Source organism: Flavobacterium sp., from assembly GCF_965657075.1.
Classification (GTDB): Bacteria; Bacteroidota; Bacteroidia; order Flavobacteriales; family Flavobacteriaceae; genus Flavobacterium.
In genome coordinates this window covers 33,249-44,425 of the sequence record NZ_CBFHMV010000020.1, presented here as the reverse complement: position 1 = coordinate 44,425, position 11,177 = coordinate 33,249, and the positions used below count along the sequence as shown (strand labels likewise).

Sequence of the window (11,177 nt, the reverse complement as noted above, 5' to 3'; positions counted from 1 at the left end):
ATCGTAACAGAATTAATTCTGTTACGATTTAACTATATTTGAATTATTAACGAGTCAACCTTTTTTAGGACAACTCAAAACTTTAATTATATTTGCTATATGAATGATAATTTAGATCCAACAAACAATAAGTATAATCCTGAGGAAATTGATCTTGATAAAAAATTGAGACCTCTTTCATTCAGTGATTTTACCGGTCAAGAACAAGTTCTAGAGAATCTTCAAATATTTGTAAAAGCCGCAAATTTAAGAGGGGAAGCTTTAGATCATACTTTATTTCATGGACCACCTGGTTTAGGAAAAACAACTCTTGCAAATATTTTAGCTAACGAACTTGAAGTTGGAATAAAAATTACATCTGGACCAGTTTTAGATAAACCAGGGGATTTAGCGGGTTTACTAACTAATCTTGAAGAAAGAGACGTACTATTTATTGATGAGATTCATCGTTTGAGTCCTATTGTTGAAGAATACTTGTATTCTGCTATGGAAGACTTTAAAATTGATATTATGATTGAATCTGGCCCCAATGCTAGAACTGTTCAGTTAAATCTTAATCCGTTTACTTTAGTTGGTGCTACAACTCGTTCTGGACTATTAACAGCTCCAATGCGTGCTCGTTTTGGTATTCAAAGTCGTTTACAATATTATAATACGGAACTTTTAACGACAATTGTTCAACGAAGTTCTGCTATCCTAAATATGCCAATCACTATGGAAGCAGCAATTGAGATTGCAGGTAGAAGTAGAGGAACACCACGTATTGCTAATGCTTTACTTCGTAGAGTAAGAGATTTTGCACAAATTAAAGGTAACGGAAGTATTGATATTGAAATTGCTCGTTTCGCTTTAAAAGCATTGCATGTTGATGCTCATGGTTTGGATGAAATGGATAATAAAATATTAATAACTATTATTGAAAAATTCAAAGGAGGACCAGTAGGTTTATCCACTCTAGCGACCGCAGTGTCAGAAAGTAGTGAAACCATAGAGGAAGTTTATGAACCTTTCTTGATTCAAGAAGGATTTATAATGCGAACTCCTAGAGGAAGAGAAGTAACGGACAAAGCCTATAAGCACTTAGGTAAAATTAGAAATAACATTCAAGGAGGTTTGTTTTAATGTACAAACAAACAACAAAATATACTATGAGTTTATCAAACAAAATTCCTGAAGTTTCTTTTTTTAGGTTTCTTAATCATGCCAACAACATCTTAAAAAACCCGCTTCCTTTTCACGCGAAAAACTTCAAGAATTTAGGAGATATCTTCAGATTAAATATTGGTTTTGGAAAGTCTGTTTTGTTTTGCAGAGATGCTGGTTTGTTGCAACATGCTCTTAAGAAAAATCAAAAAAACTATACTAAATCCTATATTCAAACCAAAGATTTAGCAAAGTATATCGGTAAAGGATTGCTTACTGCCGAAGGTGAACATTGGCAAAGACAACGCAAATTAATCCAACCTGCATTTCATAAAAGTCAACTTTTACTTTTATTAGAAACTATTCATAAAACAATCTTAGAGGAATTAAAGAATATCAAAACGGGTAAGCCAATTGAAGTTTTTCCAGTTTTTAACGATTTAGCTTTTCAAACCGTTGTCATGTCTATCTTCAATATTGACATCTCAGAATCCGATATAAATTCATTACAACATGCTACTGAAGCAACGCAGCAAATGTTAGTGCAAGAGTTGAGACAACCTTTTTTAGTTTGGTGGTTCAATCTATCTGGGAAAACAAAACGTCATCTAGATTTAACTCAAAATTCAAGAGCAATTCTTAAAAGACTGGTTGAGGAGAGAAGGCAAAGCAATAAAAAACATGATGATTTATTAGACATGTTGTTAAATGCAAAATATGAAGATGGCTCTAACATGGATGAGAATCAGTTGGTTGATGAAATTCTGATTTTATTCGCTGCTGGACATGAAACTACTTCAAATGCTTTGACTTTTACTTGTGAATTATTAGCCAGAAATCCTGAAGCTCAAGTGAAAATTTTGGAAGAAATTAAAAGAGTCAAATCTGAATCCGATGATATTATGCATTGGATAAAAAACGCTAATTATACCCAATTAGTAATTGAAGAATCTATGCGATTATATCCACCAGCTTATTTTATTGATAGAGTAAATAAAGAAGAAGATAATTTTAACGGTCTACTTTTGCCTAAAGGTTCTAATTTGTTGTTTTCTGTTTATGAAATTCATCGTCATCCAGATTTGTGGAAAAATCCTGAAGCATTTATGCCTGAACGTTTCTTAGATGAAAGTATAAAATTTTCAAAGATTTATTATCCTTTCGGTGCAGGTCCAAGAATGTGTATCGGAAATAATTTTGCCATGTATGAAATGATTTTAGCCATTGTATCTTTAGTAGAACAATTTGAAATCATTGAAAAGAAAACTCCAATTCAAATAAAACCTTTAATCACTTTAAAACCCTTTGAAGCTATTTTAGAATTTAAAAGTAGATGATAAACCCTAAAGAGAAATATACTAAGCTCATAAAAGATGAAGCCAAACGTCTTGGGTTTTTGTCTTGTGGTATTTCTAAAGCAGGTTTTTTAGAAGAAGAAGCTCCAAGGTTAGAAAGTTGGCTAAATAAAAACCGTCACGGTCAAATGTCCTACATGGAAAACCATTTCGACAAAAGATTAAATCCAACTTTACTAGTTGATGATGCTAAAAGCGTGGTTTCTTTATTGTTGAATTATTATCCTTCGGAATTTCAAAATACAAACTCCTATAAAATCTCAAAATATGCTTACGGTGAAGATTATCATTTTGTAATTAAAGATAAATTAAAAGAACTTTTACATTTTATTCAAGCTGAAATTGGCGAAGTAACTGGAAGAGCATTTGTGGATTCTGCACCTGTTTTAGATAAAGCTTGGGCTGCCAAAAGCGGATTAGGTTGGATAGGAAAAAACACCAATTTAATCACTCAAAAAGTAGGTTCTTTTTATTTTATTGCAGAATTAATTATCGATTTAGAATTAGAATACGATTATGCTACGACAGACCATTGTGGTTCATGCACAGCTTGTATAGATGCTTGTCCAACAGAAGCCATTGTCGCTCCATATGAAGTCGATGGTAGTAAGTGTATTTCCTATTTTACCATCGAATTAAAAGATAATTTGCCTCCAGAAATGAAGGGAAAATTTGATGATTGGATGTTTGGGTGTGATGTTTGTCAAGATGTCTGTCCTTGGAATCGATTTTCTAAAGCTCATAATGAACCACTTTTTCAAGCAAATTCAAATATTTTAAATTTTTCAAAATCGGATTGGGAAGAAATTACTTTGGATACTTTTCAAAAAGTGTTTAAGAATTCTGCAATAAAACGTACTAAATATGAAGGTTTACTTCGTAATATTGATTTTCTAAAGAAATAATTTGAATAACCTTTTTTAATTAAAAAGTTTCCTATCAAAAAACTTTAGCGTAGTTTTGAGATTGTTAAAGAAGAAAATAAAATTTAAAATAAGAAATATATGGCATCTGGATTTTTTGCAATATTAGACGATATCGCTGCATTGATGGACGATGTAGCCATGACAAGTAAATTGGCAACTAAAAAGACAGCGGGAATTTTAGGAGATGATTTGGCAGTAAATGCTGAAAAAGCTACAGGATTTTTAGCTTCAAGAGAAATTCCGGTTTTGTGGGCGATTACAAAAGGATCTTTTATAAATAAATTGATTATTCTGCCAGTAGTTTTTGTTTTGAATTGGTTATATCCACCAGCCATTAAAGCTGCATTAATCATTGGTGGAGTTTATTTGGCTTATGAGGGTGTAGAGAAAATTATAGAGTATCTTTTTCATCGTGCTAAAAAAAGTGAAGAAGTAATAACAGAAAGTAAATTAGAGAAAAATGACGAACACTCTGAAAAAGCAAAAGTAAGTTCGGCTATTAAAACCGATTTTATTCTTTCGCTTGAAATTGTCATCATCGCTTTAGGAACAGCAATGGAAAAAGAACATCCGCTAATCACCCAAACTTTAAGTGTAACTTTTGTAGCTATTATTGCAACTGTTGGGGTATACGGAATCGTAGCCTTAATTGTAAGAATGGACGACGCAGGATTTTATTTAGTAAAAAAAGGCAATAACAAAGGTTTTTTGTTCAATGTTGGAGGAGTTTTAATAAAAGCCTTACCCTTAGTTATTAAATTTTTGGCTATCGTGGGAACTATTGCTTTAATTCTTGTTTCAGGCGGCATTTTTCTTCATAATATTGAGTATATACATCATTTAGTACCGCATAATATCCCTTCCATTATTGCTGAATTTGTTGTTGGATTAGTATTCGGATTAGTTGCGGTTTTACTTATGGCTGGTTTTAAGAAAGTGTTGGTTTTGGTAAAGAAATAGAAAATAAAAGGCGAAAGATTAAGTTTTTTAAAATAAAAAAGTTAATTATTTTGAGTCGAATCACGTTCTATAACGCTGGTTTTTAAAAGTACTGTCCTTGGTACAAAAGCAGTTTTATTTTTTTTGTGAACCATTTCTTCTAACAATAAATTAAACGATTGTTCACCCATTTCTAAACTAGGTTGATCGACTGTACTCAATTTTGGAGTAATCACTTGAGACATAAACCAATTGCTAAATCCAATAATTTTTATTTGTTGTGGTACTTTTATCTGAATTTCATTAAAGTAAGCCAAAACACCAACCGCAACCAAGTCAGTAATTACAAATATACCATCAACTTCTGGATGTTGCTCAATAATTTCTTTTGCAAATTGCTTGCCTTCTTCAAAGGTTACATTAGTACAAGTATAAACTAATTTGGAGTCAAAAGGAATATTGTTTTTCTCTAAAGCTTTTTTATAACCTAAAAATCTGTCAATGGCATTTTGAGGATTTATAGGACCTCTTATATGTGCAATTTTTTTACAACCTTTCGAAATCAAATGCTCCACAGCATCAAAAGCAGCTTTTTGATCGTCGATTAACACCTTTGAACAATTCACTAATTTGGAAATTTTATCAAACAAAACTAGCGGAATTCCATTATTGATGATTGATTTTATATGACTATCAAAGTTAGATTGATTTGAAAGTGACATAATAATGCCGTCCACTCTTTTGTTTATCAATAAATCTACTTGTTTTTTTTCCAATTCTAGGGATTCGTTGGATTGAAGCGTGATGACTAAATAGCCGTTTTTTTCTGCTTCAGCTATGATTCCATTAATCACATTTGAAAAAAAATGGTGAACCACTTCAGGTATAATAAGTCCAATGGTCTTAGATTCTTTAGTTCTTAAGTTTACAGCAAAACTATTAGGTGTATATTGCAACTCTTTAGCTAAGTCAATAACCGCTTTTCTTGTTTTTTCACTAACATCGGAATAGCCTTTTAAAGCTTTAGAAACTGTAGTTATAGAAATTTTTAATTGTTCCGCTATAACTTTTAATGTTGCTTGTTGATTAACCATAGATGCAAATATCTAAAAAATTTAATTAATATCGTAATCGAAAACGTTTTCGGCTAAATCGAAAACGTTTTCGGTGTGTTTTTCGTAATAATATAATGCAATAAAAATTAGTTTTGAAATTATTATTACAATTTATTACTAATTAATCAATAATCAAATGAAAACAAATTTACAATTTAAAAAATGGATTACGGTGGTTTTGCTGTTTGCATCTGTTTTTATTTTTGCTCAAAGCACTGTTTCTGGAAAAGTTACAGATGAATCTGGACAACCTGCTTTAGGTATTAATGTTTTTCTACAAAACACCAAAAAAGGTATGGCAACGGATTTTGATGGTAATTTCACTATCAAAAATGTTGAAGATGGTAAATATACTATCGTTTTATCGGCTTTAGGTTACAAAACTATTAAACAAGAAATTACTGTAAAAGGAAACACAGTTTTCAACTTTACAGTTGTTGAAGATTTTGCAGAATTGGAGGAAATTGTAGTAACGGGAGTTATGAATCCAAAATCAAAATTAGAATCAAGTGTTTCTGTAAGTTCTGTAAACACAAAACAAATTGCTGAAGCTGCACCCAGAGCAACTGCAGAAGTTTTTAGGTCTATTCCTGGAATCAAATCAGAATCAACTGGTGGTGAAGGTAATGCAAACATTACAGTTCGTGGTATTCCGGTAGCTTCTGGTGGTGGAAAATTTTTACAATTACATGAAGATGGTTTGCCAGTAATGCAGTTTGGAGATGTAGCTTTTGGAAATTCTGATATTTTCTTAAGATACGATCAAACAGTTTCAAGAGTAGAAGCAATTAGAGGTGGATCTGCTTCTACGTTAGCTAGTAATTCACCTGGAGGAATCATCAATTTTATCAGTAAAAACGGTAAAACTGAAGGAGGTTCTATTACACAGCAAGTAGGTGTTGATTACGATGATAGCAGAACTGATTTTGAATATGGAACTCCTTTAAGTGAATCATTAAGTTTGCATGTAGGTGGTTTTTATCGTCAAGGGGAAGGTCCAAGAAATACAGGTTATACTTCAAATCTAGGAGGTCAATTCAAAGCTAATTTGACTAAAGAATTTGAAAAAGGTCAAGTACGTTTATACTTCAAATATTTAAATGATAAAGCGGTAGGTTACTTACCAATGCCAGTTAATGTTTCTGGAACAAATGCTAACCCAAATTGGTCTTCTTTATCTAATTTTGATATTTTAAAAGATTCTCAACACAGTGCATTATTTTTAGATAATTTAGGAGTTGGTGCTGATGGTCAACCAAGAAGAAGTTCTATGGCAGACGGAATGAGACCAATTGCGACATCGTTTGGTGGAGAAATATCTTTTGACTTAGGTAACGATTGGAAAGTGGAAAGTCGTTTCAGACAAAATTATCATAATGGTAGATTTGTTTCTCCTTTTCCAGCTGAAATTCAACAAGCTAGTGCTTACGCAACTGAATTTGGTGTGCCAAGTTTAACTTACGCTAATGGAGTTAATGCAGGACAAAACTTTAATAACAATTCGTTAGTAATGAGAATTCATACTTTTGATGTAGATATAAATAACTTCAATAATTTTACTAATGATTTAAAATTAAGTAAAAAATTAGGAGATTTAAATTTATCTGCTGGTTATTACAGAGCGTTACAAAATATTTCAATGTCATGGTTGTGGAATTCTTATTTAATGGAATTAGAAGGTAATAATGCTGCCTTATTAAATGCTGGTGCTGCTTCAACAAATGGTTTATATGCTTATGGTGTGCCATTTTGGGGTAACTGTTGTACAAGAAATTATGATGCTGTTTACGACATTAAAGCTCCATATGTAGGTGCGGAATATAAAGTAAATGACAAAATTAATATTGATTTAAGTGTTAGATTTGATTCAGGAACGGCTCGTGGTACATACGCAGGTGCTACTCAAGCAACCAACTTAGATGTTAATAATAACGGAACTATTGAAGGTAATGAAGCAAACGTTTCTGTAGTTGATAATGCAAACAGATTACCAATTAATTATGACTTTAATTATGTTTCTTATTCACTTGGAGCTAATTATTTATTAAACGAAAATCAATCGCTATTTGCTCGTCATAGTAAAGGTGGTAGAGCTAATGCAGATAGACTTTTATTTGGACCATCTGTATTGCCTTCAGGCCAAGCTTTAAATGGTTTAAGTGCTGATGAAGTAACTCAAACAGAAGTTGGATTCAAACACAGAAAAGGAAGTTTATCTTTATATGCAACAGGTTTCTTTGCTAAAACATCTGAGCAAAACTGGGATTTTGGAGGAAGTTCTCCAAGACAAATTAGAAGAGAGTATGATGCTTCAGGAGTTGAATTAGAAGCATATTACGGTAAAAAGAAATTTGATATTGGTGGAAGTGTAACTTGGACTGATGCAAAAATTGCTAAAGATTTCTTCAATCCTAATTTTGAAGGTAATACTCCAAGAAGACAAGCAGATTTTATTTATAACGCAAACGCATCATACAAATTTGGAAAATCAAACAATCATGCATTTGGTGTAAGTGTAATTGGAACTACAAAATCATTTGCTCAAGATAATAATGATTTAATTATGCCAGGATATGCTTATTTTAATCCTTATTTAAGATTTGAATTAATCAAAGGATTATCGGCTTCATTAAATGTAAATAACGTTTTTAACACCATTGGAATTACAGAAGCTGAAGAAGGAAGTATTACAGAAAACACAAATAATGTAGTTAGAGCAAGATCAATCAACGGAAGAACAACTTCTTTAACTATTGCATACAAATTTTAATTTAAGAGTAAGAGTTTCATATTTAATTTAAAGTTAGCTGTTCCTGCGTTATAAAGTATAGCGCAGGAACTATTTTTAAAAAAATAAAAAGAATGAAAAAAGGTATTCAATTAATTGTATTTATTTTATTTTTAGCAAGTTGTAATCTTGTTTGGGCTCAAAGTTCTGAAACTAATTCTGAAAAAAAAGCACTTATAATTTATGGAAGTGATGATTGTCATCATTGTATTGACACGAAAGCTTTTCTAAAGAAAAATAATATTGAATTTGTTTTTTATGATATTGATAAAAATCCTGAAGCACTTCAAGAAATGTTAGTTAAAGTGAGAAGTAAAAATATTAGTACATCTAACTTAGGAATTCCAGTAGTTGATAAAGATGGAGAACTATTTTCAAATAATGGAAATTTCGATGAGTTTCTACTAAAATTAAAATAAAACAATGTTTCAAAAAATAAAATTAAACTTTTGGCAAATCCTAAACATGAATGTTGGTTTCTTCGGAATTCAATACAGTTTTGGATTGCAACAAAGTGCAGTAAATCCTATTTACGATTTTTTAGGCGCAGCTCCAGATGAGATTCCATTGTTAAACCTTGCTGGTCCAGTAACAGGATTGTTAGTTCAACCTATTATTGGAGCATTAAGCGATAAAACTTGGCATCCTAAATTTGGAAGACGTAAACCTTATTTCTTATTAGGAGCAATACTTTGTAGTTTAGCTTTATTGGCTTTTCCATTTAGTAGCTCTTTATGGATGGCTGCAGGTTTGTTATGGATTTTAGATGCTGGAAATAACATGGCAATGGAACCTTACCGAGCTTTTGTAGCTGATAAATTAATTGAAGAGCAACAACCATTGGGTTTTCAAATGCAAAGTTTTTTTACAGGTTTTGGGCAAACATTAGCCAATCTTTCGTTATTTATTTTTCCCCTAATTATTGTGGGTAAAACAGGTTCTTTGCCTACTTGGGTTTATGCTTCGTTTTTTTTAGGAGCAGTTTGTTCTATTGGTTCGATTTTGTGGAGCATGAAAACTACTTCCGAAATTCCTCCAACGGATGAAGAGTTAGCCGTCATGAAAAGCAAAAAAGGAGGTTTTGCAGAACCTATTATCGAAATTTTTTCAGCTATTAAAGACATGCCAAAAGTAATGTGGCAATTAGCTCTGGTCTATATGTTTCAATGGTATGCTTTGTTTTGTTATTGGCAAAATTCTTCAAAAAGTATTGCTTTGTCGGTTTGGAATGCTACACCAAAATCAAATCCTGAGGCTTATGAAAAAGCCGTTAGTTGGACAGGTCTGGTAAACGGTTGGTATAATATTGTGACTTTTTTAATCGCTTTTGCATTGGTTGGTTTTGCTAAAAAATATTCAGCCAAATACGTTCATGCTGTTTGTTTACTTCTAGCAGCCATCGGGTTTTTAGTTTTTCCTCATATTGAAAATAAAAATTTATTGTTTTTTGCCATAACTGGTTTCGGAATTGGTTGGGCAAGTATGATGGGAATTCCGTATTTAATGGTTGTGGCAGATATTCCTAGAGAACGTTATGGTGTGTATATGGGAATTATAAACATGATGATTGTTATTCCAATGATTATTCAAAACTTGTCTTTTGGTTATATTTTAAAACATTTTTTAAACAATGATCCAAGAAATGCTATCACTTTTGCAGGAATTTTATTAGTAATAGCAACTTTATTTACCTTAACTATCAAAACAAAAAAAATAATCAAGTCTGAAGTATAAAATGGATACGCTTTCTTACAATAAAAGTTTAGAATTATTACACAAGGTATCTTCTGCAAGCGGATTTGTAGCAAGTGCAGAAGACACGTCTAATTATAAAAGAGTTTGGGCTAGAGATGGTGTTATTTGCGGCTTAGCTGCATTGGCATCTGGAGATGAGAAACTGATTGAAACGTTCCGAATTACACTGGAAACTTTAGCCAACAACCAACATGAAATAGGTACAATTCCTTCTAATGTGATGATTAATGAAAACACCACCGATGTAAGTTATGGTGGTTTGGCAGGAAGAGTGGATGCGGTAACTTGGTTCATAATCGGAATTTGTCAATATGCATTTCATACCAATGACAATACATTTATAACTAAATATGAAGTTGAAATTGAAAAAGCTTTGCATTTGTTAGAAGCTTGGGAATTCAATAATAGGCATTTAATTTATGTCCCTTTGTCAGGAAATTGGGCAGATGAATACATTACTGATGGTTATGTTTTATACGATCAGTTGTTGCGAATTTGGGCTCTAAAAAACTATAATAATTTCAAGAAAAGTGAAAAATTAGCGCTCAAGATTAAGCATATTGTGGAACAAGTTGAAAGTAATTTTTTACCAAATTCAAATCAAGAAAAGTTCCACGAAAGAGCTTATAATGAAACCGATTTTAAAGCATATTTACCATGTTCTTTTTCGCCTTCAGGTTATAAAAATCAATTTGATGCATTTGCCAATTCATTGTTATTGTTATTAAATATTGGTCCAAGTAAAGTTCATGAAGAAATAATTAATTTTTCTTTTGATTTAGCAAAAAGCACAAAATTAGGTTTGGTTCCAGCATTTTGGCCTCCAATTTTTGAGTCAGATCAACATTGGAATTTATTAAAGGATAATTGTAAATACGAATTCAGAAATTTTCCATACGAATTTCATAATGGTGGAAGTTGGTCTATGGTGAATGGTTTTTTTGCCTTAGGATTATTAGCTCATTCTGAAAAAGAAAAAACCAATATAATTCTAAATAACATCAATAAGGCCAATGCTATTGAAGAGTATTCGTTTTATGAAAATTTCAATACAGACACCACTACTCCAAATGGCGTTTCTAATTGTGCCTGGAGTGCAGCAGCAGCAGTTTTAGTGCATCAAGCAATAAATAATAATTTTAAAATAGTCCTTTAA

The 11,177-nt window shown here is 31.8% G+C and carries 9 protein-coding genes; 8 read left to right on the top strand and 1 reads right to left on the bottom strand.

Annotation, left to right across the window (positions count from 1 at the left end; translation table 11 throughout):
- The first annotated feature begins 99 nt into the window (after positions 1 to 99).
- The 4 genes from ruvB to ACTF56_RS10640 all read left to right on the top strand — a co-directional run bounded on the left by ruvB (position 100) and on the right by ACTF56_RS10640 (position 4,384).
- Positions 100 to 1,122, top strand: a complete 1,023-nt coding sequence (ruvB, locus tag ACTF56_RS10655) for a Holliday junction branch migration DNA helicase RuvB (RefSeq protein ID WP_438966893.1) — start codon at positions 100 to 102, stop codon at positions 1,120 to 1,122.
- Positions 1,123 to 1,148: 26 nt separating this feature from the next.
- The gene (locus ACTF56_RS10650; protein WP_438966892.1) at positions 1,149 to 2,480 is read left to right on the top strand and encodes a cytochrome P450; all 1,332 of its coding nucleotides are present in this window, start codon (positions 1,149 to 1,151) and stop codon (positions 2,478 to 2,480) included.
- A complete protein-coding gene (queG, locus tag ACTF56_RS10645; RefSeq protein WP_438966891.1) occupies positions 2,477 to 3,403 on the top strand; it encodes a tRNA epoxyqueuosine(34) reductase QueG in 927 nt (308 codons plus the stop codon). The genes ACTF56_RS10650 and queG overlap by 4 nt, the downstream gene beginning before the upstream one ends.
- Positions 3,404 to 3,502: 99 nt before the next feature.
- On the top strand, positions 3,503 to 4,384 hold the full coding sequence (locus ACTF56_RS10640; RefSeq protein ID WP_438966890.1) for a DUF808 domain-containing protein: 882 nt from the start codon (positions 3,503 to 3,505) through the stop codon (positions 4,382 to 4,384).
- 41 nt (positions 4,385 to 4,425) lie between these two features.
- Here ACTF56_RS10640 and ACTF56_RS10635 read toward each other — a convergent pair whose 3' ends face one another.
- Complete coding sequence (locus tag ACTF56_RS10635) at positions 4,426 to 5,457, bottom strand: LacI family DNA-binding transcriptional regulator (RefSeq protein WP_438966889.1); 1,032 nt, start codon at positions 5,455 to 5,457, stop codon at positions 4,426 to 4,428.
- 157 nt (positions 5,458 to 5,614) lie between these two features.
- On the opposite strand from ACTF56_RS10635, the gene ACTF56_RS10630 reads away from it, so the two are divergent.
- The 4 genes from ACTF56_RS10630 to ACTF56_RS10615 all read left to right on the top strand — a co-directional run bounded on the left by ACTF56_RS10630 (position 5,615) and on the right by ACTF56_RS10615 (position 11,177).
- On the top strand, positions 5,615 to 8,248 hold the full coding sequence (locus ACTF56_RS10630; RefSeq protein WP_438966888.1) for a TonB-dependent receptor domain-containing protein: 2,634 nt from the start codon (positions 5,615 to 5,617) through the stop codon (positions 8,246 to 8,248).
- A 92-nt stretch (positions 8,249 to 8,340) separates the two neighbouring features.
- Entirely contained in the window at positions 8,341 to 8,685 is a 345-nt protein-coding gene (locus ACTF56_RS10625) for a glutaredoxin family protein (RefSeq protein WP_438966887.1), read from the top strand.
- Positions 8,686 to 8,689: 4 nt separating this feature from the next.
- On the top strand, positions 8,690 to 10,000 hold the full coding sequence (locus ACTF56_RS10620) for an MFS transporter (protein ID WP_438966886.1): 1,311 nt from the start codon (positions 8,690 to 8,692) through the stop codon (positions 9,998 to 10,000).
- Between the two features lies 1 nt (position 10,001).
- On the top strand, positions 10,002 to 11,177 hold the full coding sequence (locus tag ACTF56_RS10615) for a glycoside hydrolase 100 family protein (RefSeq protein ID WP_438966885.1): 1,176 nt from the start codon (positions 10,002 to 10,004) through the stop codon (positions 11,175 to 11,177).